The organism is Paenibacillus sp. J31P13, from assembly GCF_056269295.1.
The window spans coordinates 473,095-499,180 of the sequence record NZ_JBWDNR010000004.1; the positions used below are offsets into that span (position 1 = coordinate 473,095).

Here is a 26,086-nt window from a genome sequence, read left to right on the forward strand (position 1 = left end):
ATTCAAAAGACGAACGATCATGATTAGTCACCTTGTCCTTCATAGAAATAAATAGAGCTCCAAGCCATGTTCGATGGCCTGGAGCTCTAAATGATTGGGATTACTGCTGATGCTGATCTAGCAGACTCATGTGAATCTTCACTACTGCTTTTTTAATTTTTGTCGACTGCTGTCCCATGCCGGGTCTGTGAATATCATTGGGGAAAAAGACGACGAACATATTCGGCTTCAGCTGAAGCAATATCTCGTCCTCCGACGGCTCATACAGTGCATAGTCTTGCTCGCTGTCATAAGCTTTAGTAGGTCCTACATCTTCTCTCAGCGAAGACCATCCAATCGTCTCTTCTCCCTCCATTACATATTGGAGATCAATATAGGATTCATGTTTCTCAGCAAGATGATCCTCTGACGACTTGGCGTCAAATTCCAAAATCGAAACATACATCTTATCACCATTGATCTCGACTTTTCCTGCAGAGGGATTATTTTTCAGTATTTTTTGAAGTTCCTTCATTGCTTCTGCGATAACTGGATTTTCATATTTACTTTGCGCTTCCCATGACGACATAGAACCTAAAATCATAACTTATTCCCCCAGCTACAATGATTTAAAGCAATTTTACAGTAACCGACTCAGCTGTACTTTCTTTATTCCTTATCGAATCCTCATAGGATCTCTTGAAATATTCAACATACAAAACATCAAGCAAGTAGAGCTGTGATATCTTCGCAGATAATGAACCGCCTTGCAGCGGCCCTTCATTTGCACCGCACAGCAATGTAAGATCGGAATAAGAGGTAAGAGGCGACTTTACGAATCTGGTAATGGAAATGACAGTAGCACCGCATTCTTTTGCTTTTTTTGCTACTTCGATCGTATCCTTAGTGGACCCCGAATACGAAATAATTACGGCGACATCTCGTTTCGTCATTAACGCCGCCGACATCATCTGAAGATGAGAATCGATGGTACATTCTGTTTTGTTCGTAATCCGCATAAATTTAATTTTGGCTTCCATAGCAGTCATTAATGAAGAACCAACGCCAAAAAATATGACTTTATCCGCTTGAAGCAAATGATTGATGGCTTGATCCATCTTCTCGTTATCGATTAAATTATACGTTTCGTTTAATGCGCTAATATTGGATGAGAGTACTTTGGAGGATACCTGGTCTATCGTATCATTCATGAGTACTTTGTCCGTAAGCTGCGGAATTTCGTTCTCTACCGTGATGCTATGTGCCAGCGCTATTTTGAAATCCTGATATCCCTTATAGCTCAAAGATCTGCAAAATCGAAAAACACTGGATTCACCTACCCCGCAACTATCTGCGAGATCGGTTATGGACATGTATACAACTTCTGCTGAATGCTCTAGGACATAGTCTGCTACTTTTTTCTCCGTATTTGTTAAGTTGTTGTACTTCGAATGAATCGTTGTGAATATATTGATTGCGCGCAACCTGTCACCTCCTTTAATCCAATACGTTCAGCGTAAAAATAATGATGCCGCACCTAGTAAACCGGCTTTATTCCCTAGAGAAGCCTTGAGAATGGCTACGTTAGAAAAGCTTGTCATAATCAAATCTTTTGTTTGCTTCTCCACTCTACGAACGAGATCATCTTGCTCCATTACCCCTCCACCGACAATAATGGCGGCAGGATTGAATATATGAATGAGCGAGGCGAGGCCAATCGATACCTCCGAAGTCCACGCATGTAAAATTTGGTTTAATTCATCGTTTCCTATCCTTATTCTATCAAAAAAAATCTTCCCGTCTACAATTTCAGCATCCTTTTCTTGGGCCTTTCGGATCAGAGCTGTCGTAGAAGCATAGGTTTCATAGTAAGGATGTCTTGTTCCTTCATTTATTGCGGGCAGCGGATGCGTAAAGATATGCCCAAATTCAGCTGCAGATCCATTTGCGCCACGATATATTTGACCATTTATGACGATGGCTCCACCTATTCCTGTACCAAATGTCAGACATAAGAAATCTTTAAATGCTTTGGCTGCACCAAAGTAAGCTTCACCGAGTGCGGCTGCATTCACATCATTCTCTACCTTAACAGGCTTATGGAATCGCTGCTCCACCATCGCTTTAATTCTCATGCCTGTATAATGGGGAATGTTCTCATTTGCATAAAGAATATAGCCCTCATCTGCATTCACTTGTCCAGCTGTACTAATGGCAACAGCATCAAAATCGACATAGGCACTCATCTGATGGAGCAATCGCTCCATGAGATGAGGGCCGCCAAGATGCGCTTCGGTTGCGTATTCCTTGAATTGATTAATATTTCCTTGTTCATCGCATAAACCAATTTTTGTATTAGTCCCGCCGATATCCGCTGCTAAAATTTTCATGCCCATAGGCTATTCCACTGCCTTAACGAATTTACGAGTTATTTCCATCGGTCTTGTAATGGCCGAACCGACCACTGCCGAATAAATGCCTTGATCAAATAATCTTTTTAATTCTTCTGGTGTCGAGATCCCGCCCTCTGCTATGATAGGGACTTTTATGGTTTGGACGAGTTGCTCAATTAATTCGAAATCAGGCAAAGTATTGCCCTTCGTTGCTTCCGTATAGCCGCTTAATGTCGTTCCTATGATATCAAAACCTAGTTGTACAGCTTTAACTGCTTCTTCATAAGTAGAACAATCCGCCATAAACAGCTGTTCCTTATATTTCTCTCTAATTATTGGAAATAATTCCGTGATGGTTGAGCCATCGGGTCTGATACGATCCGTTGCATCCAAGGCAATAATATCTACACCTTCGCGGCAAAGATCATCGATTTCTTTCATGGTCGGAGTGATAAAGACTGGACAATCGCCATAAACCTCTTTAATGATGCCGATGATCGGCAAATCAACCGTTTTCTTGATTTCTTTTATATCCTCGACGCTGTTAGCACGAATGCCCGAAGCACCGCCTAAGAAGGCTGCATATGCCATTCTGCCCATAATAAATGGGCTATGCAGCGGCTCATCCGGCAATGCTTGACAAGAAACGACTAGCTTCCTATTGATCAAATCGAGTACATCTCTTTTTGTAGTCATTGATTTCCACTCCACAACTATAATTTTATTCCTTAACTGCTCCAGCCGTCATTCCTGTTGTAAAGTAGCGTTGGAACACTAAGAATATAACTAGCATCGGAATTGCGGCAACGGTAGCTCCCGCCATCTTATATGCAAAGTTCGGATTAAGATCCTGCATTAATGTTGCGGTACCAACCATCAGGGTTTTCATGTTTTTCTCTTGTCCGATAACTAATTGCCATAGGTAATCATTCCAGACTTGAACAAAATTCAGTATGAATAATGCGCCAATACCAGGTTTAATGATAGGAAGCATAATTTGGAAGAATGTTCTCCATTCCCCTGCTCCATCAATTCTAGAGGCTTCTCTTAATGCATTAGGCGTCGCATCGAAAAATCCTTTTAATAAGAACACGCCAAATGCTGTAGCTACGTTTGGCCATATCATACCGTGATAACTATTGACCATACCGAAGTCCTGCGTGATACGGTAAAGGGGCACGATCATAATTTCTTTAGGAATCATTAAGCTTGATATAAAAATAATGAAAATGATATTTCTACCTTTAAACTTAAGTTTGGAGAAAGCGTAAGCAGCCATCGCCCCTACGATAATAACAAGGACCGTTGAACCACCGGAGACTAATATACTGTTGAATGCCCATCTCAAGGCTGGCTGGCTTTGAAATACATCCACATAGTTAGAGAATGTAATCGAGGTAGGCCACCAGTCAGGCGGCATCTTCACGACATCTGAGCTGTTTTTTAGTGAACTCGTAAATAACCAATATAAAGGAAACAGATTTAATATCGCGAAGAGGGTAACGATAATATTCGTTATAACATCAAATCGCTCCATCTTCTTCTTGTTGTTTGTATTCTGCGACATGTTATTACCCCTCACTTTTCCTTAATTAAAATTCTTAGCTGAGGCACTGACAACAATAACGTAATCAGGAACATAATAACCCCTACTGCAGAAGCTACACCGAGCTGATTATATTTAAAGGCGTTATTATACAGATAATACATCAGTGTCACAGAGGCATTATTCGGTCCGCCACCCGTTAAGAGCTGAATGACGACGAAGATTTTCAAGACCGCGATGATGTTAATGATCGCGATATAAATCGTTGAGGATTGAACAGAAGGAATCAGTATTTTAAGAATGACTTGCCATCTGCTGGCACCGTCCACTTCCGCAGCCTCAAACAAATCTTTTGGCACACCGATCATAGCAGCAATATATAGAATGATCGCTTGACCCACATTTGTCGCGAATGTTACGAATATAATGACCGGCAAAACCGTCGAGGTTTTCCCTAGAAGATTAACATTGCCTAGTCCCATTCCCGAAGATAAGTAAGAAATCAGCCCATTTGCTGGGTTTAATAGAAAGCTCCAAACCATACTCATAACAACCATAGATACCATTACCGGTATATAGTAGCTTCCTCTAATGAAGGAAACATATTTAGCGTTTTTATCGAAGACCGCGGATGCAACAAACAGTGCAAAGCCCACCGTCAGAACGACGATACATACAACGAATATTACCGTGTTAAACAGTGCTTTAAAAAATACAGGATCACTAAACAAGGTCACGTAATTGTCTAGTCCAACAAACTTCTCTGTTTGATAATTGATCTGATACATGCTGAGCCTTATTCCTTCAAAAATCGGATAGACCAGAAAAATTAAGAAAATCAGCATTTGAGGCGAAATAAACATATAACCAGTTAAATTCTCTTTGAAGGATTGACTGCGTAGTCGTCTCATATCATTTTCCTTTCTAATCAGGAGCCTTGAGACCTTATGACCTCAAGGCTGCTAATCCTGTATTAATGATGCACTTATTTACCTTGGTAAATGACAGAGCTCTTTTTATTCGTTTCAATCACTTTATTGCCTTTCGTTTGATAATCTTTTATAGCTTTCTCAGGTGTTTTTGCTCCCATGTACAAAGCTTGAAGCTCAGGGTAGAGCACTTCTCTCAGTTGACTGTATCCTGGAACATTCCCTGTAAAGTTGAACAGATATTTAGCATTTGCATCATAAGCAGCAAACAGTGGGTTTTCACCCTTGAACTCTTCGGAAACAGAAGTTCTTACAGGAATACTGTTTTTTGAAGACTTCACCAATTCAGGATCAGTTGAGAAGAATTTAACGAAATCTTTTGCAACTTCAACTCTCTTCTCATCCTTCGTTTGGAACACGCTCGCTCCAACTACATAGGTAAAGGACAATGGGTCTCCGCTTTCAGATGGAATGTTAGCAAGTCTTGCGTCAAACTTAGTCGCTTTGCCGCTTTCCATGTCCGCTTTTGTGTTGTTGAACAAGATCGGATTTGTGAAGCTGATAGCTAGCTGTTGATTTTGGAACATGCCGTTAGCATCATTAGACGATACTGATTCCGCACCTGGATTGGTGTAGCCGGCATCTTTGATTTTTTTCAACCAAGCTGCTGCTTTAACGCCGTTGGCATCATCTAGAACAATGTTCCCTTGATCATCAAAGAATTTATTTCCGAACATTCTCAAATACGCAAGATTCCAAGTATCACCTTGGTTATTCATGGCGAATTGTGCCATTGGGTAAGCGTTGGAATATTTATCTTTCGGCAGATTCTCTTTAAGACCCTTAAGGATCTCTTCGTATTCTGCTAATGTCCATGTTTTAATTTCATTTTCTCCGCCGACGAATTTATCTAGGCCAGCAGCTTTAAACATATCCGCGTTATATACCAAGGTACCCGGATTGTTTTGGAATGGATAGAAGTAGACATCGTCCCCAAAAGTTACGGAATCCCAATAGCTTTGGGAAATATCACTTTTTGCACTGTCATCCACAATATCATTCAACGGCACCAATGCACCGCGATGAACATAATCACCCATCGCAAAAACGCTTTCAAAGAAAACATCAGGAGGCGTATTGCTGCTTAGATTAACGTTGAGCAGCTGATCGCGTTGATCGCCGGCAATGACCTCTACATTTACTTTTACATCGTACTTATCGTATTGCTTCACAAATTTATCAGCTGCGTATTTCATGAAGCTATCATAATCAGCGCCTTGTTCAGTAGCATCCAAAACGCCTTTCCATTGCGGTGTTAGCCAGACTTTGAGTTCAACCTTTTCTTTCTTTCCTGCGGTTCCTTCTTCCGTATTCGTTCCCTTATTATTGTTGCCTGAGCACCCTGCAATAAGAGAAGTCAACATAATCAGAGCGACAACCGTTGCGAGTAAGCGTTTTCTTTTCATCTAAATATCTACTCCTCGTTTAATATAATTGTGACTGCACCCATCATGAATTACGAGCAGTGGCGTTTAATAGCTTGATCAATCATTTTGATAATCTCATCAATAGGACCTGAATCTTCGCTGCTTATGCCTTCCATAGGAGCTCTAACGCTGCCGATGTTTACACCTCTTCTATTCAGTACTTCTTTTATCACGGCATACATGGAGCCTTTTTGTGAGCATAGTGCAATAATGATGTCGTTAATATCGGTTTGAATGTGCTTGGCTTCCTCAAATTTGCCTTGTAGAACAAACTGGTTGGCTTGCAGGAATAACTCTGGCATCGCGCCGTAGGTTCCGCCGATCCCACCGTCTGCGCCCATTAGTCTTCCAGCGACATACTGCTCGTCCGGACCGTTAAAGACAATTACTTCATCTCCGCCAACTTTTTTGAAGCGTTCAATATCCATAGTCGGCATCGATGAGTTTTTAACTCCGATTACTTTCTTGTTTGTCAGAAGTTTCTCGAACAATGCTGGTGTCAATGTATATCCCGTAGTTTGAGGAATGTTATAAATGATAAAATCCAAAGGTGTTGCTTCGATAATGGTGCTCCAATATTTATAAACCGCGCTATCTGGCAATTTGAAATAAATAGGCGGAATGGCTGATAACGCATCATAACCTAATTCTGCCGCATGCTTAGCGAGTTCAACACTGTCTCTTGTAGATGGTGCTCCCACATGCGCAATAAGTGTCATTTTGCCTTTTAAGTTATTCGCTACATAGCTAAGTACTGCTTTTCGTTCATCCAGGTTCTGATAAATACATTCCCCTGAACTTCCTCCGACATAGACCCCTTGCACTTGCTTTTCATACAAATAATCACATAAATCTTTGGTCCGAGCTTCTGAGATATTTCCTTCATCGTCATAGCAAGCATAAAACGCTGGTATGATTCCATGGAACTTTTCTAATCTCAATGAAATCTCCTCCTGATTGTCTATAGTATTAGGCAAGAACAACATATCATATAATTTTGTTATTGTAAATTAATTTCACCATTATTATCATTGTGAAAATTATTTCCATCATTATTCCAGCCACTTTCTATCCTTTTGAAAATTATTTTCTGAAGATATGAAATGGCTATTTCTGAAGTGTATTATTGTTCATTTTTTCATTTACTATGCAAATACTAACCTTTTTCGGAGGCCTCTTATTAACCGATTTCCTTTGAAATCATTCCCAAATACCACAAAAAAAGCTCAATCAGCTCTTACAAGCTAATCAAGCCTTCACTTACATATAGGTTCTATTCTTCGTTCATAAAAAAAGAGTTGAGTTTATTTTTATTTTATCCCATACTTTATTTTAGTTGAAATTATTTCCATAAATAATAGGATATAGTCGAATTTTCGTCAGCAATAACACGGAATATTTCAATGCGGTTCAACAAATGTTGTTCTGGAGGGATGAACATGAACAGGTCTTTTAGAAAATTATGGTCCATCATTTTGTCTTCAAGCCTAGTTATTCTTATCTTAGCTGGGTGTTCAACCGAATCGAAGAAAGAAGTTATCATTGAGCCTCTTGATGTTTATGAGCCCAAACAAGAGCTGGAGCTGATTCAAACCATTCGGCTTGCAAAAGATACAAGCAAAAAGCTATCTGAGCTGTACCAGGATATTACCCTCATTGATATTCATAACCATGCCGCTGAAAATCCGGGTGCTGTATACGAATGGACAAAATCTGGCATTGATCGAATCGTATTATTCGGAAATGTATCGGAACCTAGCGCCCAAACGACAGATCAGCTCGCATGGGAGCATTATCGTAAGGAACCCTCTCACGTCTATCCATCCTTCTCAGGGTTCCCGATGTATGAAGAAGAGGGCCTCTCCATTGTGCAGGAGAAATTAGAGCAGGGTTATCTCAATATTGGTGAGGTTGTTGCCGCATCAAGCTACTCACCTGCTGTATCCAACGTAAAATGGAAAGCACAGAACCCTAATGACGGAAATCTTCCGCAAATTTATGATCTCGCAGCTAAATATAAAGTACCTGTTCTTCTACATATAGATCCTGCGAACGGTCCTCCTATCGAGCATTTAGAAAAAGCATTAGAGCAGCATCCCGATACGACCATTATTTTCGGACACGCCAATGCCTATAATACACCAGAAAATATCATACAGCTGCTAGATAAGCATCCCAATTTATACGTTGATTTCTTCGCAGGGTTTACGGCATACAGCGCCGACAGCTCCCACAGCTTAAAGGATTTTGTGCCGCTAATCGAGGAGTATTCAGATCGAATCATGTTATCGACTGACTCTGGCTACGGTTTAGTACAGGGCCAAGCTGCTGAAGCTTTATATGAAATCATTGATCTTCTTTCCGCGGATACCGCACAAAAAGTTGCTTACCTTAACTATGAACGAATGATTGAGGTTCAGCCGCCAACCGACACTCAAATCGCGAAGATCAAGGAGCTCGCTGCGAGCTTAGGTGAATTCAAAACCTACAGCTTAAACAAAAGAATGGCTAACGAACTCATATTCGAGTTGGAGAACAAAACTTCCGAAGTAAAATAAACGTTCACGAATAGTAACGAGAAAATGGCGGTGCAAGGATACGATCCTCGCACCGCCATTTTCAATTTGATTCTATTACTTGTTATCAACAATATAAATGGTTTGTACAAGGTTGCCCTCTACTCGATAAGCCATTACGAGCATGTAAACTCCCTTATCTTCACCAGATAAGTCTATTGTAAACGTATCCCCGTTTATCGCCCATTCACTTGTATCAAACGAAATCTCTTTGAACGTCTTCGTATTTCTTACTCCGACTAGATAAGGTATAACTTTATTCCCGTCTAGTCCTTTAACCAGATTTTCCACTTCAACAACGGGTCCCTTTAGTTCTTTTACTTCAACGATTTGAGGATCAGCCATTACGTTCTCAAGTTTAGATAAACCTTGAAGGGGAGAGAAATCCGTAACTTCATCTCCTGCGATATCTAGTGTCACTAAGTTCTTCGCATACTGCAAACCGTCAAGCGATCTAATTCTTCTTGTTTCGCTAGTTAACACTGTAAGCTTATACATATCACCTAGCGTTATATCCCCATTTATACCTAACGTTTTCTTAATGGAGTTGCTCAAATAGCTGTCTTTTACATGAATGACTTGGGTAAGGTCTATTTCAACTAAACCATTTATTGCTGCTTTTAATACAGCTTCTGCTTCATCTACAGTATGTTGTGCAGCAGCCTTGTCAGCCAAAGCCTCTTCGGCTTTGGCAATGCTTGCTCTGAATGCTGCAATGCTTTCGTCCGTATACTCTTCTAGATTCATTGCCTTGGCTGCTTCAATTGCTCCCTCCAAGTCCATGGTGAAAAGTCTATCCGCGTTTGCGAAATGCAATTTCGCATCGCCCCAGGTTGCATGGTCAGACCCGTTGCCATTTCCTCCATCTGTTACGACCAATTTAAGCTCATTTGCTCCGTTAATATCAACCTCGACAAATTTTTGCACATCTTTAGCATTCATTAATCCGCTATCGAATTTCTTTTCTCCGTCTACATAAACTTCAAAGGTTACAGAACCAATCGAATTATACATTTGTCGATCTACACCCACGAATGAGGTGAAGTAATCCATATTTTTGTCGCTCAGATCATATACAATTGTTGAATTGGAATGCGCTCCAATCCCTCTTGCATAAGCAACCTCTCTACTATTTTCATCCGTTAATCGCAACGCCTTATCACTTATAGAGATATCTTTCTTTGGTGCCGTATAGCTGTTTTGCGTAGACTTCCAATCATAATCAGTTAAATACTTGGAATCCTCCATATTTACAACAGCTATCGTTCTTGTCTTGGATAGCGTATTTCCATCACTGTCCGTTACGGTGTAAGTGATCGGGTATTCGCCAGCTCTGTTGAAGTTCACTTTATCTTCCCCTATGATATTTACCTGAGAAGTTAAGTCTCCATCTTCTGCATCCCTAGCAGTATAAGCTGCTGTAAGTGATATTTCTTGACCTGCTTTAGTGGATAAGGATTTCGGTATGGTAAGCTCTGGCTTACTGTTTAAGATAATGAACGCAGCATCACCAAAGCTGCCGTGATCGGAAGCATTTCCATTACCCGCATTATCTACAACCAGCTTTAATTCCTGAACCCCTTTAACGGGTATCCGAACCAGCTTAGCTTCCGTACCATATTTCATCAGCCCACTGTTATAGACTTCTTTACCGTCAGCCAACATTTTAAATATGATGCTCGAATTCGTTTGCTCTGCTATATTCCGATCTACACCTACATATGATTCAAAATATTCGTAGTTGGTATCTGCAAGATTATAAACAATTTCAGAGTTTGCATGTGTGCCTATACCCTTTACGAACTCCTTCGCTTGACCGTTTATGAGCAGCTTAATCGAATTATTGGTGCTGGATTTATCCTTCCGCACTGTTCCATAATCCGTTCTTGCAGACTCCCAATTTACATCACTGAGGTATTTCGCTGCGCTGTAAACAACGATCTCTCTGGTTTTTGCAGCCTTATTTCCATCACGATCTGTTACCGTAAATTCTACATGGAAATAACCTGTTTTGTTAAAACGCAAACCATTCATGTTAATTTGAACTTGATCGATTAGGTTTCCGTCCTCCATATCAAATGCTGTAACGCCATATAAAACATCAAACTCGCTGTTTAGCTTCACGAAAGTTGTCTCTTCGGGTACCGTAATGGTTGGTTGGCTTGATTGGTTTGTAAACTTAGCATCCGCCCATACGGTGTGGTCTGCTGCATTCCCATTATCTTTTGCATCGGTCGTAACAAGCTTTATTTCCCTTGCACCTGTGACAGGGATCTTAACAAATTCATGATCTGTGCCCGATCTAAAAACATCGCTCTCAAACTTCTTTTCGCCATCTACATAGACTTCAAATGTTGCTGAGGACTGGTTTCCTTTCATCGCTTGATCAATACCGATATAGCTCTCAAAGAAGTCATAGCCTTTATCCTCAATATCGTAAACAACCTCCGAATTGGCGTGTACGCCTATACCTTTGGTATAGGTTGCAGCCAGCCCCTGTCTAATGAGTGTAATCATGCCACCAGCAGGTGCTTTGTCTTTCTTCCATTCATTCCATCCAACAATGACTGATTTTGCATTCAAATCCGAAATATACGCATAATTGCTCGTTACCGTTACGCTTGCTGCTTTGGTTTCGACAGCCCCTCCACTCTTGATCTCATATACAACCTCGTAATCGCCTTTTTGCGTCACATCAACGTTATTGGATTTGATCGAAACCTCACCTGTAATATCTGATCCTTGATAGTTCACTGCCTTTACATAAGTCATAGGATCAAACACTTGATTAAGCTTTAACGTGATATGCTCCTCAACAGAAAGGGTTGGTTTGAAAGCTTTAAATTCAACCGGTTTCAGCGTATTTAATTTTTTATCAAAGCCAACAACCTTATACGTATAATTCATACTCGTATCTACATTTTGATCTACAAATTGATCCGTACCCGTAAAGCCAATCAGCGTATCATTTCTATAGACCTCATAGCCCAAGAGATCATTCTTATAGGCCTTGTCCATACTGATATTCAACGTGTTGGTTTTTGCCCCAGTATTCGCACTAACACTTACTTTTACGGAAGCATTTTTGTCTTCTATTCCTGTTCCTTCATAATGAACAACCGTATTATTCAGATACCATAGTTTTTGGCTGGCAGGATATTTCGAAACCTTCTCTTTTGTCTCAGGATTGACAATGAAGCCATGTCTAGCAAAAAAGCTGCTCAAATCCATACCCAAAACCTCTGAAGAGAATTCAATTAGATATTGCTGCTTGGAGTTGTCACCATTTTGAAGCGATACTTTTCTATCTCTATATAAGCTATTTAGCTCCATCCAATAGCCGGGGTGAGCCAATTCCAACTGCCAATAAGTACCCAGTCTTGCTCCAAGTGACTGATTATCCATTGCGACCTTATTTTCTTCGATGACATACTTATATATTTCAGATTCAAAGGGAATACGATTATCCATAGAATCATAGGCGATAGACATAAGCATGGATACCATATTGTTTGTTATCTCTCCATACTCCCGCTCCCCTACTGCTAAGCGATGACCAATCTCATGAGTTAAGCCCCAGCCCGGATACGTTGTTCTGAAATCCGCTAACATCAAGCCAACCTGTCCGCCTTGAATGCCTGTATGGTCACCAGCTGCATACATAAAACCGTACGGCTGCATCAATCTGATATTTTCTCTGATAAATTTAGAATCATGGTTTAGACTGCGTCCATCCAGACCATAAAATTCCAAATTTTTATTAATCCAGTAATCATAGCCCAGTAATGTGTCCATTGGGTTATTACCTGACGTAATGAATTGCTTGTATGCTTCTGTAGCTGTCCCCGTGAAAATAACACGATCACTGGCCATTTCAACGACGTCGATTAATTCCCTATCCTTAACATTAGGATGTGCCGCCTTGTCTTGATCCAATTTTTGTTTATACGCTGTTAAGAAAGCTTTGAATTGTTCCGGGTCCGTACCCTTGTTCATGAAAGGAATTTTCTCCAAACCTTCAAAGCGAATCAGGGGAGCTTTGCCTTGCTCTTCAGGTGTGTATGGATTGACGATGTACACGGTTCCGCCTTTTGTCACATCATGGGCATAAGAGCTATTCGTTGGAATCTCCGGTACTGTTATTGTATTTTTACCTGAACGCAGTTGTACGCTTCTAGCCCAGCTAGACCATGAACCCTCTTGTTGTGAAAATACGAGAGAAGGTACTTTATCGTTAGATCCGACTTCAACATAAACGTTAATCGTATCGCCAGGCATAGCTGCCAATCCAGTAGGCTGATTGTTTGTGCCAAAACCAAATCTTAAATTTTGCTGAGCATGCTTTTTCATATCGCCATGCTGCTCTGCGGTAATGATCATGCCATCGGTTTGCACTTCACCGTTAATGACCTGTTTGGCTAGATCCAATTGACCTTTTAGAACAGGATATAAGGGATGCGTTCTAGCTGATTCCTCTAACACATTGATTTTTGCAGCACTATTGAACTCGGGGATAACCGCGCTCATAGTCCCATCTGTAAATAGGCGACTTACCGCTTCACTTACGGGATCCTCTTTATAAAATCTAAATTCTGCTGCGAATGGTCTGTTGATGTTAGCCTGCGTGAATTTGAATTTTAATCTTTTAAACGTTGTAGGCTCGAATTTGAATTCCAGAAAATCATTCGTACTCGCCGCTGTACCGCTGGAAACGAGTTGAAACGTATCGCCTTTGCTCGTCTGGGATGCATAGATTTCAAATGCCTCTGGGAATCCTTTTCTATTATCTCTTGCAAGGAAAGAAACTCTATCCAGCACTTCCGCTGTTTCCAATTCAAATACAACCTCATTCGTAAAAGAAGCGTCATTATTTCTATTTGTTTCCCAATGTGTATTTGGCAGATCATCCAGCATATATTCAGGCTTCGTGCCTGAGTAGCTTCCGCCGTTTGTTGTAACCCTCGACACATTAGAATTAGGCATTCTGTAAGCCGCGCTATAAGCACTTTCATACTCGGTACCATAGCCTTTTAATTTAGAAACCTTAGCTGCTGACTCCTCTATTTGGTGATTTTCTAGAAGGATCTTCGCGTTCTCAATATCTGCTTTAAATTGTGCGTAAAGAGGATGAGACTTCACTTCATTTTCTAATGCCGTTATTTTTTCTTCTGTGTTGAATGCTGCGCTCACTTGACTAAAGGTGTTATCCGTAAACAGGCTCTTCATCTTATCTGTTGCGGAATCTTCTTTATAAAATGAAAATTCTGCGGCGCTGGCCCAATCTTGATTGGCTTTTTTGAATACAAATTTCATTCTCTTGAATGCTGTTGGTGCAAACTTTATTTCAACGACATCTCCAGTAGAGCCTTTATATTCGCCAGAGGATACTAGCGTAAAGTTATCGCCTTCATCTGTACTTGAGCTATAAATATCAAACTCTTGTGCAAATCCTTTACCTTTCGCACCTGATTGTCTAGCAGCATACACGATTCTATTTAATGTAGTCTCATCATTTAAATGAATGATAACTTCATTCGTAAATGTTGACGTATTAGGCTTACCTGTTTCCCAGTGGGTACTCATATCGCCATCAATCGCTTTATCAATTGCAGAACCGGAATAGTTGCCGCCATTATTCGTTATCGATTTAATATTTGCTCGGGTCATTTTAAACACTTCGTTATAAGCGGCTAAAAGGTCTTTACCGTATAAATCAAAAGGAGCAACCGAGGCGATATCTGATGTAATCACTTGGCTTTCTAATACCGTTTTCACTGCATTTGCATTTTGTACTTCACTTGCTAAAACATAACCTGTCTCACTTGAAAAACTGACCAACATTGCTGCAGTTGTAGCGACTGCGATTATCTTCCTCATACTTTCTTCCTCCTGATAGTTACGATTATGACCAACGCAAAAAAAACTACCCATAAGAGTAGCCTGATTGTGTATAAAATTTACATAAAAATAAAGACTTCACTTTTATGAAACCTTACATAACAAAAAGCAAAATACACTCTTTGGCAGCTGGCTGACATCGTTTTACAACCTTAGTCCCTTTAGCTTTGCGTCCCTACATTTCCATAGGTTTGCCTATTAAGTTTTAAATACATTACAAACAGTAACATACCGAAGCCCCTTATTACATGAACACTTGGTAGCATAGTAGGATAGGTAATTAAGAATGGAGATTTTCACCTTGTTAAGCGTTTCTATTACCTAAATCCTATATAAGACTGGCCTATAGTCACCCTTCTCAAGCATGATGTTAGTACTTAAAACTAATATTGGGGAAACTGGATCTTAAGCGTATCAGCAGCCGCAAATACATAAAAAAATAGATGCCTGATTTTCGGCTACGGCCTGCCGTAAGAGGGGCTATAATAGGAGCATAATCCAAGTTTAGAGGGTGCAAGCATGATACCTGTCGAGCGTAATGAACAATACTACAAAGCTTTATTAGAAAAGAACACGGAATATGAAGGCGTCTTTTATGTAGGAGTGAAAACAACCGGTGTATTCTGCCGACCAACTTGTCCGGCACGAAAGCCTAAGTTCGAAAACTGCGAATTTTATGAGACCGCACAGCAAGCGCTGCTGGCTTCTTATCGGCCATGTCAGCGATGTCGTCCGTTATCCCATCCTAATCATGTCTCGGAAATGGTTCGTCTGCTTGTGGAAGCAGTAGAGAAAGACCCTGAAAAACGATGGAAAGGACAAGATTTCAAAAATCTTTCTGTTGACGAATCAACGGCACGTCGTCAATTCAAAAAACGATTCGGTATGACATTTGTTGAATACGCACGCGCTCGCCGCATGGGGCTTGCTTTGAAGAATATTAGAGCTGGCAAAACAATCATTGATACGCAGCTATCAACCGGATATGAATCCAGCAGTGGGTTCAGGGACGCTTTTTCCCGAATCATGGGGGCAGCGCCTACTTTGCTAGAGAATAGTCAGGTGCTAAAAGCATCTTGGATCGATACCCCGCTTGGACCGATGATTGCCATTGGCGATGAGGCTGCAATTTATCTCTTAGAGTTTGTAGATCGTAGAGGTCTAGAACGCGAGGTAGAGCGGCTTAGAAAGAGAACGAAATCAGCCATTATCCCTGGAATAACGGAATCGATTAAATCCATTGAAAATGAACTTTACCAGTATTTCAAAGGCAAATTAACCGTGTTTAAGACGCAAATCGCTTTAATAGGATCTCCCTTTCAAAAAAGCGTATGGGAACAATTAATGAAAATACCGCCAGGGGAGACCCGCTCCTATTCAGACCTCGCTGTAAGCCTAGGCAAGCCAACTGCCTTTCGCGCAGTGGCTCAAGCCAATGGCGCCAATCAGCTGGCCATTATGATTCCTTGTCATAGAGTCATTAACGCCAATGGTGATTTGGGTGGCTACGGGGGCGGCTTAACACGTAAGAGCTGGTTATTGCATCATGAAAAAAACGGTCAACAATAGGATGCCATGATAAGAGTAAACTCTGCTATTGGCTTAGGAGAGCAAGCATCTATTTAAGATCCAATAAATCGCTTACCCTTACAAACGTATATCCATCCCGCTTCAGATTTTCAATAGCCTTGGGAAGAGCCTCAATCGTGTGCAGATCATCCAGCATATGCAGCAAAATAATACTCCCGCTCTTCGTCTGCTCGGTGATCGCCTTAACGATTTGATCTGCGGTCTTGCTTCGATTCCAATCATTCGGATCAACGTCAAAGTTGGCAATCGTATGGTAGCCTGCAGCCGATATGATTTGTCCTTCTACGCTATTGATTGCACCTGTGGGCGGCCTAAAGATCATTGCGGGCTTCTCCTGAATCGCTTCCGTAATGATCTGATGCGCCTTCACGACCTCGCTCTGGAGCTGCGCAGGTGAAAGAGCATCCAGCTCTGGGTGACTAAACGTATGGTTGCCTACATCATGCCCCGCTTCCGCAATGGCCCTCGCTAGATTTGGGTTGTTCTGAACCCCATCAGCACGTAGGAAGAAGGAACCCTTAACCTCATACTTGTCCAAAATGTCGAGTATGGACGTAATCGTATAATCCGTTCCCCAGTCATCAAAGGTCAAGGCCACTTCTTTATGGTTGATTTCTTTTCTATAAACCAAATTGTACGCTTCTGACTTATAATCGTCATTCACTTTCGCCGCATCATATCCTTCAATTTCTTCGAGCGGCTTCCGTTCTCCGCCCTCCAAGACGAGCTTGCTCATCGGTACAAACGAGTATCCCACATCCTTAGCAGCGGCTGCTATAAGTGATATAGTCTCTTCCAGTTGCTTACTCTCCTCCGTATCTAGCGTAATAATGCCTCCGCGATTCATATATTTGCGTAAATAGTTTTTCTTCTGAGTCTCCGTTTCTGTCGTCCAATTATGGAGAAACAGACTGTAAGAAATAACAGCGCTCTGCCCATTATGCGCAGCAGCCAGCTGAATATCATCATTGTATTCACCACTCTTGGTTCTTACATAGTGAGGAGATACCCCTGTTTCCCTCTGAATCACCTCATTAGCCAGATGAATCTCCTCATATATCTGGTTATAGGAGGACGCGCTCAGATCAAGACCACTCAAGGTATTGTTCTCAATTTCATGCCCACGGGATAAAATGTCTCTCGCAATATCAGGCTCTTCTGCCACTCTCATGCCGGGTAGAAAGAACGTTGCTTTGATGCCATAGGTATCCAGCTGGTCCAGCAGCGTTTGCATCGTGTCGCTATCCGCCATCCCGTTAAAGGTAAGCGCAAGCTCACGTTTGGTTGTATACACATAAGCTATTGCCTTGCTTTTCTCACCTGTATACCTTTCTATAGGCTGTTTTGCTATGGGTTGTTCAAGCTCGTCCTCGACATTTCCACGCCCAAACATACCGCAGCCTGACAAAATAATCAGCAATCCTATTAAAATAATAGCCTGGGCTATCCTTATCTCTAATTTTCTTGTTTGGCCCTCTTTCATCTACGTTGCTCCTTCATGTAAATCTTCAGACCTCTATTTACCCCAATCAGAAAACCCATTTCCATTTATTATACCCCAAAATTTAGAAGATACTAGAGATAACTCCATATGACAAGACCCTCCTGTTCAAACGTTGTTATATTAAGAGGCATTCCAAATAAAAAGCACCCTATACTCAATTCCCTAAAGGAGTAGAGTCATAAGGTGCGTCTCATATTAGGATTAAAGTCCCTCGCTTAATGTTACTTTTCCGTTTTCAATGCTGAGACTTTTCCGATGAGCAATGAATAAGACGAAATAACCAAGTGTAACAAGAATACAAATGATGATATCCACAAGAATCAGGTTCTGATAATTTTTAAAGTAATCAAAAGATAGGCCTCCAATTAACGCGCCCAATATACCGCCTCCCTGATGAAAGAGGAGTAGAAAACCCGTTTGTTTCCCTTTGCCGTTTGCAAACTCATTGACAACAAGGAGACCTCCCGGCAATGCGCTTAAATAGGTAATGCCGAACGCTATCGCAAAAAGAATGGGCGAGCTTCCTATGTGCATAAAAAGGAAGGCAAAGCCCATAATTCGTATGCCATACAAAATGCTCATCATAATCAACTTATTGTATCGGTCCAAAAAATAACCGAATAAAAGCGAACCCGTAATTTCCATGATACCAAGCACACTCATGGATAAGGCGATCATACTTGGTGATACATTTGCTAATTGATGAATGGCTACTAAATTCATTTCCACGGTTCCCATATTGATGCCGCAGGTGAATAGTGCAATCGCGACTATGACGAAGATTGGCCAATGAGTAAATCTCTTGGGTAATAAAGCTTTACTATCTATCCTATCTTGGGATTGCGTTTCATTTGAATTCCCCATTTGAGCTGTCTTAGCGTTATTTGTCTCTAAACCCTTTATACCGAACCAAATAACAGGAAATGTTACAAGGATACCAAGAGCGAAGGATGCTATAAAGGCATCATTCCAAGTCAACCAGCTTACAGATACGAAGATTGGTATAATGACCGCCAATCCTACAGATGAGGCGCTTCCCAGCAACGTCAACGCCTTTGCCCGATGATGTTGAAACCATTGGAACAGCAACACATAACTCGTCGTCAGTCCCATTCCGGCCAAACCAGAGATAACACCGTATCCGATAAAAAAAGCGATAGGGTGCTGTCCTAGAACGACAATACCAGTACCTAATGTACACATGACTGCACTTAACAATAGAACTCTCTTTGCACCAAAGCGGTCCGCAAGCCAGCCTCCTAAAGGTGCACATAGAGCTGTAATTAACAAATTGCTTGACCAAGCCATTGAAATGAATCCCCTGCTAATTTGCAAGCTCTCTGATATTTGCACTTGAAAAAAACTCATACTGAATCGTGTCAGCGCCCCAATAAATCCAATAATCCAAAGTGAGCCTAACCCAAACCATGCATACTTGGTCTCCTTAAACCATGTTTTACTCATTATTCTCTTCACCCCTGTCATATATAAAAGATACCGATCGGTACCATTTATAATACCATATATTTACTATTTTGCAAGATCTCAAAATCATTTGATATACTACTTGTACCTATGCAATTCATGACGGAGGATGAAGATGAAAAAAGGTGAAAGCACCCGTAAATACATCATAGCTAAAGCCGCTGAACTCTTTAACCAAAAGGGCTATTCAGGCTCATCCTTATCTGATATAACCGAGCTAACAGGCATAAAAAAAGGCGGCATTTACCGCCATTTTTCCGGCAAAGATGAGATTGCTTATGAAGCTTATAGCTATGCAGGCAGTATCGTCGGGGCTCAACTTGCTGAGGCGATTAGTCAGCAAGAAACAGCCTCAGGCAAGCTATTAGCTTATTTGCGCGTATACGAGAATGTGGTTGAAGCTCCACCGTTTATAGGGGGATGCCCTCTTCTCAACACGGCTATTGAAAGTGATGACGCTCATCCAGGCTTACGACAAAGAGCCCAACAAGCTCTGGCGGGAACGCTGGAAACTAAGAAAAAGATTATAGCCCAAGGTATACAAAGCGGTGAGTTCAAAGCAGACCTTGATATTGATGCATTAGCTACCTTCTCCCTTTCTATTATGGAGGGCGGCATTATGATGAGTAAGCTGGAAGGAAGCAATCGACATATAAAGATGAATATAGAGAGCTTTGCCACTTATTTAAAACAGGTTTGCTTACGTGTCCCTTAAGACATGCATCGATTCTCTAATGCTATAGATACAACATATCAGCCGTTTTTTTCGATTTTCGGAATTAAGAACATTCCTTCTTTACCTTTACAATTAATAATTGTCTTGTGCATATGAACCTAATTTATTATGATAATACTGTCGATTTATTTCATTTCCTGTCATATTTTCACTAAGATAGATTATTAGCTAGCATAATAGACTGATAATCTACTAAGAAATGAAGTGAGGTTGAATTCAAGAATGCTTTACGTTCTTGGTATACATAATAATTAGGAGAGTGTGCAGCGGTGAGGAGCCAAAGAAATATTGCATTAGCAATTATTTTCACATTAATTACGTGTGGTATCTATGGGATCTATTGGTTTATTGTTTTAACCAATGAAGTTGGTGAGGTAAGCGGTGATACTTCATTTACAGGAGGAAAGCATTTCCTTCTAAGCTTGATCACATGCGGGGTATGGAGTTTCATTTGGGCATACCAAGTTGGTAAACATATCGCAGAAGCGCAAAGGCAACGCGGTTATATGGCAACCGATAATTCAATCCTATACCTTATTCTTACATTCTTTGGTTTGGGCATCGTCACGTATGCTTTGGTTCAAATGGATGTCAATAAACTGGCTTAATCTTAAGCTTATTCCGAAGAAACACCCCAAGCTATTTTGGGGTGTTTCGCTAGGTATAGGCGGATTGTTTTACCTCAAAGCTTGGTTGCCTATTACAAAAATCGGGATTCCTTGTGTGTTTCACGAGATAACTGGGTTTTATTGTCCGGGCTGCGGAATTACGAGGGTTGTTCTTTCACTGCTCAAATTAGATTTTGTTCAGTCTTTTAGATTTAACCCCCTATTATTCATCTTACTTCCTTTATATGCGCTCTACTTCATTACACAAAAGAAGCAAATGCGGATGATCAGTAAGGGAATCATGATTATGATGGTAGTCATGACTGTTGCGTTTGGAATAATGAGAAATGTCCCCATTTTTGATTATTTAGCCCCTACGGTAGTTAGGTAGTACACATCTATTTATCTTATACACCTTACTTGTTCATCTCATCCGCCGTATTCATAATGCTTGTCATTTAAAAACCCATACGGCGGATCTATTCCTTTTCCTTTTAAACTTCCCTATATCCACTTATCTTAGGCTCTACATTTTACTAATCTATAAGAGCTATTCCTCATTTGCATAAACAAAATTAGATTTGTCATATGACAAGAATAATGACAAGGGTCACTATTTCCTTGTCTACCATTCTACTATACTTATTTAGTTCATAAATAAGCGCATTAACCCCAGCCTAGATATAGGAAGTGTATGTATGCTGTTTAATTCACCACAGTTCATCTTCTTTTTCTTGCCCATTGTTTTTTGTACTTACTTTTTTTTAAATGCTATTGCTCCACTTTATGTCTCAAGAATGTGGCTAGCCTCCTGTTCCCTTTTCTTCTATGGCTGGTGGAATCCGCATTACTTACTGCTTATCCTTCTATCTATAGCAATTAATTTTATAATTGGCAAATCTCTCATTTCTCATAAACATAAGCTGCTCCTGTTTATTGGGATTGTGCTTAATTTAGGATTCTTAGGTTATTTCAAATATTTCGATTTTTTTCTTACTAATTTTAATTTGGTCTTCTCAACAAATATCCCTTTACTGCACCTTGCTTTACCGTTAGCCATTAGTTTTTTTACATTTCAACAAATTACTTATATTGTAGATTGCTACAAAGGCAAGGTAGAAAACTATAACTTTATTAACTACTCGTTATTTGTTACTTTTTTTCCGCATTTAATTGCCGGCCCAATTGTTCATCACAGAGTCATGATGCCGCAATTCCAAAACGCTAAAAACCAGAAAATAAATTATGAAAACATCGCATTAGGTATTTTTGCATTTTCTATTGGCCTATTTAAAAAACTCATCCTTGCTGATAACTTTTCAACAACTGTATTAGATGGCACGCAATATTTAGATACGATTACTTTTTTTGACGCATGGCTTGTTATCCTTTCCTATACCCTTCAATTGTATTTCGATTTCAGCGGTTATTCGGATATGGCCATAGGATTAGCATTGTTGTTTAACATAAAACTGCCTATTAACTTTAACTCGCCCTATAAAGCAACAAATTTTCAAGAAATGGTCTCACGTTGGCATATTACTTTAACCCGATTTTTATATGAATATGTGTATTTTCCTTTGAATCGCTATCTGTCAAAAAGGGTATTTCCTTTCCTACCTTCTAAACTGAGTACGAATGCGAAAACAAATATTAATCTTATCCTGCTATTTATTCTAAGCGGAATCTGGCATGGAGCGGGTTGGAATTTTATCATTTGGGGCTTACTTGTTGGGATCGGAATCATTATCTATCGCATTTGGACCAAATGGAATAGAAAGCTTCCCTTGTTCCTTGCGTGGTTCCTTACCTTTGGTTATTTAAACATTACCCTCGTCTTTTTCAAAATAGATCATTTGGGTAAAGCACTGCAACTAATCAAAGCAATGCTGGGATTTAATGGCTTTATATTGCCTGAAAGGTTATCTGGAGCACTGCATCCCCTTACATCTGTTGGGATTGCCTTTGCTAATACTCCTTTAAAAGGTAAGTTTCATGCTGTAGGTTTCATCCTACTAGGATTGATTATTGTATTGTTATTTAAAAATACGTCTGAAAAAATGAAATCCTTTAAACCCACTTTTATTTACGCCATTTTCATCATCATTCTCTTTATCTATTCCGTATTAAATTTAACTAAAGTATCCGAATTTTTATATTTTAAATTCTAAATTATTAGGTGAACTCATGAAATCATATAAAAAATGGACGCTTTTCACTATAATCATAACCGCTTTTATTTTATTCGCCATTGCGCTTCTGAACTATTTTATTGATCCCTATGGTTACAATCTTGTTTCAAGGAAAAGCTATAATTATCATAAACTGATAGAGAATGATTCCTATCAATTTAAAGCCTACCAAAGTAAAAAATATCAACCTGAAACCATTGTATTAGGAACCTCAAGAGCGATGAGGCTAGACCCTCCCCTAATTAGATCTTTAACTGGTGAAAGCACCTATAACTTAGGTCTATCCGCTGCCAATCCCTATATTAATTTAAGATACTTGCAGTATTTGATTAAAGTCGATAAAAATCTGAAAACTGTTTTCCTTGGCTTGGATTTTGAGGTATATGATCATCTTTATGCCACACATGTAAAATTTGTTGAAAAAAGATTAAGTTCCCCTTATTATCTGAAAGACATTTTTGCGAACTTGCTTTCGGAGAGAGCCTTTAAGTCCAGTATTAAAGTCCTTATCGATAACCAAAAAAATACAAATAGATTTACAACAAATGAATTCTTTGATGATGGCAGATATGATGAAACTTATGTGTTTGATCCTGATATTAATCAAAATTTATTAAGACGTATTCCAACTGCCTTTGAATTATCAACCGACAGCATGCTAGCCGTTCAACAAATGATAGATCTATGCCAGCAAAACAATCTTAAATTATATTTATATATAAGTCCTGTACATGCCATTATTTTAGAAACCTTTTGGCAAAGCGGCATATGGGATGACTATGAAGATTGGAAGAGACAATTAGTAAGTATGGCTCCTGTATGGGACTTCTCAGGCTATCACGAGATTTCCATGAGTACTTTGCAAAATCAAGAAAACTATAATGATCTTTCCCACTTCTCCAAAAAAATAGGCAGTCTCATGCTATACCGAATGTTAAATAAAGAGTGGAGTAAAGTCCCCCCGGATTTCGGTGTATATCTTACAGCTGATAATATAGAAAAGCATCTGGAAAGGTTAAGGCTTAGCAGAGAACAATGGTCTCAGAAGGGGAAGGATATGTTTGAGGTATTGGACAGCTATTAGGCTGGTGCCACTTTTATAATAAATAAAAAAAAGGTTGAGCCGAATGCAAAAGCATTCGATTCAACCTTTTTTGATTTATGTTTATTACGCTTTGTTTGAAGAACCAAACTCACGCATTTTACCGATAACGGTTTGTTTAATGCCTTCGCGACCTGGAGCAAGGAATTTACGTGGATCGAAAACTTCGGAATCATTAGTAAGGATCTCACGAGCAATTTTCGTAAACGTAATTTGGTTCTCTGTGTTTACGTTAATTTTAGCTGTTCCCAAAGAAATGGATTTTTTAATTTGGTCAGTAGGGATACCTGTACCGCCATGCAATACCAATGGCAATTGGATTTTTTGGCAAATTTCTTCCATTTCTTTAAAGCCTAGGTTTGGTTCGCCTTTGTAAGGACCATGAACGGAACCAAGTGCAGGAGCAAGACAATCAATACCAGTAAGCTTAACTAGCTCAGCACATTCGTTAGGATCTGCATAGATAACGCCATCAGCGATTACGTCATCTTCTTGTCCGCCAACTGTACCTAGCTCAGCTTCAACAGAAACGCCGCGCTCATGAGCATATGCAACAACTTGTTGAGTTGTTTTTACGTTCTCATCAAATGGGGAGTGGGAAGCATCGATCATAACGGATGTAAATCCAGCATCGATTGCAGCTTTACATTTGTCAAAGCTTGAACCATGATCCAAATGGATTGCAACTGGAACAGTTACTTTCATTTCTTCGATTAGGGATTTCACGATTGCTGTTACAACTGTGAAGCCTCCCATATAACGAGCAGCACCTTCAGAAACGCCAAGGATTACTGGTGATTGCTCATCTTGAGCAGCACCTAGAATAGCTTGTGTCCATTCCAAGTTGTTGATGTTGAATTGACCAACAGCATATCCTTCTTTTAACGCTTTGTTTAACATTTCTTTCATTGATACTAATGCCATATTAAAATCCTCCTTTGAGTGTAACTAACTATATTGAGTCATGTAAATGTCTGATCGTATCATTCGACTTAACGTTAATTAATAGTCAGACCAATAAACATTCTGTATACCTGTACATCTTTATTAATCACCCAACTATTGTACATCTTTCTCCTTTAATAAATCAACTGATTTTGCCTCTTAATAACGAATACTTCCCCACTGAAAACGCTTACTGACGGGTTTTTCTTCATTTCACTGGATAAAAAAACAACTCCATTAGATTTACCTCTAACGGAGTTGTTTATTAAATGAATTAAAATGCAGAAGTCCAACCCGCATCTGCCGTTATTACTGTCCCATTTACAAAGCTTGAATCATCAGAAGCTAAAAATAGTGCAACTTGCGCAATTTCATCTGCAGAACCGACCCTGGGAATCAACGACTGCGCCAATTGCGTGCGGCTGATGCCGAATTCATTCATGTTTTTCATAGAAGCTCCAATGTTAGTAGCTGTCGCACCCGGTGCGATTGCATTACAGCGGATTCCTTTGTTTGCGTACATAAAACCTGTATTTTTCGTCAAACCTACAACTGCATGTTTGGATGCTGTATAGACAGCGCCTGCATGAGCACCGCTAAGTCCGCCTGTAGAAGCGGTATTAACGATAACACCTTTACCTTTCTCTAAAAAGATAGGCAGTGCTTTACGTATGGAACGCATAACGCTTTTTGTATTAATATCGAAAATCAGATCCCATTTGTCATCACTAATATCGCCAACCGGTTCAAAACCATCCATAATACCCGCATTATTAACGAGAATATCTAACGTGCCGTATTCACTTACTGCTGTATCAATCATGCCTTCAATTTCTTCAAGTTTTGCAACATTTACTTGCAAAGCTTTCGCTACTCCGCCATTATTAATGATTCCTTCTACTACTTTTTCTGCACCTTCTAGGTTAAGGTCGGCTACAATGACTTTCGCGCCCTCTTTTGCATACAACTCTGCAATGGATTTTCCCATACCAGATGCTGCTCCCGTTACAATTGCAACTTTTTCTAGTAGTTTCATGTTCATTGTCCTCCTCTATATATATGTTTACTGTAAAAAGATATAGAAATGTAAAATCTACAGATAACGTTAATATTTGT

At 40.0% G+C, this 26,086-nt stretch carries 20 protein-coding genes and 1 riboswitch; of the genes, 7 read left to right on the forward strand and 13 right to left on the reverse strand.

The features are described 5' to 3' along the window. Positions 1-100 precede the first annotated feature (100 nt). From AC0YOD_RS16365 to AC0YOD_RS16400, 8 genes are all read right to left on the reverse strand, one after another. Positions 101-583, reverse strand: coding sequence for a NanQ anomerase/TabA/YiaL family protein (locus AC0YOD_RS16365; protein WP_475800391.1), 483 nt, complete (start codon positions 581-583; stop codon positions 101-103). Between the two features lie 25 nt (positions 584-608). Further along, positions 609-1,463 carry a MurR/RpiR family transcriptional regulator gene (locus tag AC0YOD_RS16370; protein ID WP_475800392.1) on the reverse strand — a complete coding sequence of 285 codons (855 nt, stop codon included), beginning with the start codon at positions 1,461-1,463 and terminating at the stop codon, positions 609-611. Positions 1,464-1,490: 27 nt separating this feature from the next. Continuing rightward, entirely contained in the window at positions 1,491-2,369 is an 879-nt protein-coding gene (locus AC0YOD_RS16375) for an ROK family protein (protein ID WP_475800393.1), read from the reverse strand. Positions 2,370-2,378: 9 nt separating this feature from the next. Then, a complete protein-coding gene (locus tag AC0YOD_RS16380; RefSeq protein ID WP_475800394.1) occupies positions 2,379-3,068 on the reverse strand; it encodes an N-acetylmannosamine-6-phosphate 2-epimerase in 690 nt (229 codons plus the stop codon). Between the two features lie 25 nt (positions 3,069-3,093). Continuing rightward, complete coding sequence (locus tag AC0YOD_RS16385; RefSeq protein WP_475800395.1) at positions 3,094-3,939, reverse strand: carbohydrate ABC transporter permease; 846 nt, start codon at positions 3,937-3,939, stop codon at positions 3,094-3,096. An 11-nt stretch (positions 3,940-3,950) separates the two neighbouring features. After that, on the reverse strand, positions 3,951-4,829 hold the full coding sequence (locus tag AC0YOD_RS16390; protein WP_475800396.1) for a carbohydrate ABC transporter permease: 879 nt from the start codon (positions 4,827-4,829) through the stop codon (positions 3,951-3,953). A 74-nt stretch (positions 4,830-4,903) separates the two neighbouring features. Then, on the reverse strand, positions 4,904-6,313 hold the full coding sequence (locus AC0YOD_RS16395; protein ID WP_475800397.1) for an ABC transporter substrate-binding protein: 1,410 nt from the start codon (positions 6,311-6,313) through the stop codon (positions 4,904-4,906). A gap of 50 nt (positions 6,314-6,363) precedes the next feature. Then, the gene (locus AC0YOD_RS16400) at positions 6,364-7,275 is read right to left on the reverse strand and encodes a dihydrodipicolinate synthase family protein (protein WP_475800398.1); all 912 of its coding nucleotides are present in this window, start codon (positions 7,273-7,275) and stop codon (positions 6,364-6,366) included. A 498-nt stretch (positions 7,276-7,773) separates the two neighbouring features. Here AC0YOD_RS16400 and AC0YOD_RS16405 point away from each other — a divergent pair, with 498 nt between their 5' ends. Beyond that, positions 7,774-8,892, forward strand: a complete 1,119-nt coding sequence (locus tag AC0YOD_RS16405) for an amidohydrolase family protein (RefSeq protein ID WP_475800399.1) — start codon at positions 7,774-7,776, stop codon at positions 8,890-8,892. A gap of 75 nt (positions 8,893-8,967) precedes the next feature. Here the strand turns inward: AC0YOD_RS16405 and AC0YOD_RS16410 are convergent, their stop codons facing one another. Then, positions 8,968-14,787, reverse strand: a complete 5,820-nt coding sequence (locus AC0YOD_RS16410) for an NPCBM/NEW2 domain-containing protein (protein ID WP_475800400.1) — start codon at positions 14,785-14,787, stop codon at positions 8,968-8,970. A 142-nt stretch (positions 14,788-14,929) separates the two neighbouring features. After that, positions 14,930-15,014, reverse strand: a riboswitch (cyclic di-GMP riboswitch). Between the two features lie 313 nt (positions 15,015-15,327). On the opposite strand from AC0YOD_RS16410, the gene AC0YOD_RS16415 reads away from it, so the two are divergent. After that, on the forward strand, positions 15,328-16,377 hold the full coding sequence (locus tag AC0YOD_RS16415) for a bifunctional transcriptional activator/DNA repair enzyme AdaA (protein WP_475800401.1): 1,050 nt from the start codon (positions 15,328-15,330) through the stop codon (positions 16,375-16,377). A gap of 49 nt (positions 16,378-16,426) precedes the next feature. Here AC0YOD_RS16415 and AC0YOD_RS16420 read toward each other — a convergent pair whose 3' ends face one another. Both AC0YOD_RS16420 and AC0YOD_RS16425 read right to left on the reverse strand, forming a co-directional pair. Continuing rightward, positions 16,427-17,881: a polysaccharide deacetylase family protein gene (locus tag AC0YOD_RS16420; RefSeq protein ID WP_475800402.1), complete on the reverse strand. Its 1,455-nt coding sequence runs from the start codon at positions 17,879-17,881 to the stop codon at positions 16,427-16,429. Positions 17,882-18,103: 222 nt separating this feature from the next. Then, entirely contained in the window at positions 18,104-19,366 is a 1,263-nt protein-coding gene (locus AC0YOD_RS16425) for an MFS transporter (RefSeq protein WP_475800403.1), read from the reverse strand. Between the two features lie 136 nt (positions 19,367-19,502). On the opposite strand from AC0YOD_RS16425, the gene AC0YOD_RS16430 reads away from it, so the two are divergent. The 5 genes from AC0YOD_RS16430 (at position 19,503) to AC0YOD_RS16450 (ending at position 24,007) form a co-directional block, all read left to right on the forward strand. Further along, entirely contained in the window at positions 19,503-20,102 is a 600-nt protein-coding gene (locus AC0YOD_RS16430) for a TetR/AcrR family transcriptional regulator (protein WP_475800404.1), read from the forward strand. A 290-nt stretch (positions 20,103-20,392) separates the two neighbouring features. Beyond that, a complete protein-coding gene (locus AC0YOD_RS16435; RefSeq protein WP_475800405.1) occupies positions 20,393-20,731 on the forward strand; it encodes a DUF4234 domain-containing protein in 339 nt (112 codons plus the stop codon). Then, complete coding sequence (locus AC0YOD_RS16440) at positions 20,712-21,122, forward strand: DUF2752 domain-containing protein (RefSeq protein WP_475800406.1); 411 nt, start codon at positions 20,712-20,714, stop codon at positions 21,120-21,122. The genes AC0YOD_RS16435 and AC0YOD_RS16440 overlap by 20 nt, the downstream gene beginning before the upstream one ends. A 307-nt stretch (positions 21,123-21,429) precedes the next feature. After that, entirely contained in the window at positions 21,430-22,902 is a 1,473-nt protein-coding gene (locus tag AC0YOD_RS16445; RefSeq protein WP_475800407.1) for an MBOAT family O-acyltransferase, read from the forward strand. 16 nt (positions 22,903-22,918) lie between these two features. Then, entirely contained in the window at positions 22,919-24,007 is a 1,089-nt protein-coding gene (locus tag AC0YOD_RS16450) for a hypothetical protein (protein WP_475800408.1), read from the forward strand. Between the two features lie 84 nt (positions 24,008-24,091). Here AC0YOD_RS16450 and AC0YOD_RS16455 read toward each other — a convergent pair whose 3' ends face one another. Next, positions 24,092-24,949: a class II fructose-bisphosphate aldolase gene (locus AC0YOD_RS16455; protein ID WP_475800409.1), complete on the reverse strand. Its 858-nt coding sequence runs from the start codon at positions 24,947-24,949 to the stop codon at positions 24,092-24,094. A gap of 295 nt (positions 24,950-25,244) precedes the next feature. Further along, positions 25,245-26,006 (reverse strand): SDR family oxidoreductase, encoded by a 762-nt coding sequence (locus AC0YOD_RS16460; RefSeq protein ID WP_475800410.1) that lies wholly within the window; start codon positions 26,004-26,006, stop codon positions 25,245-25,247. Positions 26,007-26,086 lie beyond the last annotated feature (80 nt).

Excerpts from the sequence above, each read along its gene's own strand:
- AC0YOD_RS16445 (WP_475800407.1), top strand. The coding sequence starts at position 21,430 with ATGCTGTTTAATTCACCACAGTTCATCTTCTTTTTCTTGCCCATTGTT.
- AC0YOD_RS16425 (WP_475800403.1), bottom strand. The coding sequence starts at position 19,366 with ATGAGTAAAACATGGTTTAAGGAGACCAAGTATGCATGGTTTGGGTTA.
- AC0YOD_RS16375 (WP_475800393.1), bottom strand. The coding sequence starts at position 2,369 with ATGAAAATTTTAGCAGCGGATATCGGCGGGACTAATACAAAAATTGGT.
- AC0YOD_RS16390 (WP_475800396.1), bottom strand. The coding sequence starts at position 4,829 with ATGAGACGACTACGCAGTCAATCCTTCAAAGAGAATTTAACTGGTTAT.
- AC0YOD_RS16380 (WP_475800394.1), bottom strand. The coding sequence starts at position 3,068 with ATGACTACAAAAAGAGATGTACTCGATTTGATCAATAGGAAGCTAGTC.
- AC0YOD_RS16450 (WP_475800408.1), top strand. The coding sequence starts at position 22,919 with ATGAAATCATATAAAAAATGGACGCTTTTCACTATAATCATAACCGCT.
- AC0YOD_RS16410 (WP_475800400.1), bottom strand. The coding sequence starts at position 14,787 with ATGAGGAAGATAATCGCAGTCGCTACAACTGCAGCAATGTTGGTCAGT.
- AC0YOD_RS16395 (WP_475800397.1), bottom strand. The coding sequence starts at position 6,313 with ATGAAAAGAAAACGCTTACTCGCAACGGTTGTCGCTCTGATTATGTTG.
- AC0YOD_RS16430 (WP_475800404.1), top strand. The coding sequence starts at position 19,503 with ATGAAAAAAGGTGAAAGCACCCGTAAATACATCATAGCTAAAGCCGCT.
- AC0YOD_RS16440 (WP_475800406.1), top strand. The coding sequence starts at position 20,712 with ATGTCAATAAACTGGCTTAATCTTAAGCTTATTCCGAAGAAACACCCC.
- AC0YOD_RS16405 (WP_475800399.1), top strand. The coding sequence starts at position 7,774 with ATGAACAGGTCTTTTAGAAAATTATGGTCCATCATTTTGTCTTCAAGC.
- AC0YOD_RS16385 (WP_475800395.1), bottom strand. The coding sequence starts at position 3,939 with ATGTCGCAGAATACAAACAACAAGAAGAAGATGGAGCGATTTGATGTT.
- AC0YOD_RS16460 (WP_475800410.1), bottom strand. The coding sequence starts at position 26,006 with ATGAAACTACTAGAAAAAGTTGCAATTGTAACGGGAGCAGCATCTGGT.
- AC0YOD_RS16455 (WP_475800409.1), bottom strand. The coding sequence starts at position 24,949 with ATGGCATTAGTATCAATGAAAGAAATGTTAAACAAAGCGTTAAAAGAA.
- AC0YOD_RS16420 (WP_475800402.1), bottom strand. The coding sequence starts at position 17,881 with ATGAAAGAGGGCCAAACAAGAAAATTAGAGATAAGGATAGCCCAGGCT.
- AC0YOD_RS16415 (WP_475800401.1), top strand. The coding sequence starts at position 15,328 with ATGATACCTGTCGAGCGTAATGAACAATACTACAAAGCTTTATTAGAA.
- AC0YOD_RS16365 (WP_475800391.1), bottom strand. The coding sequence starts at position 583 with ATGATTTTAGGTTCTATGTCGTCATGGGAAGCGCAAAGTAAATATGAA.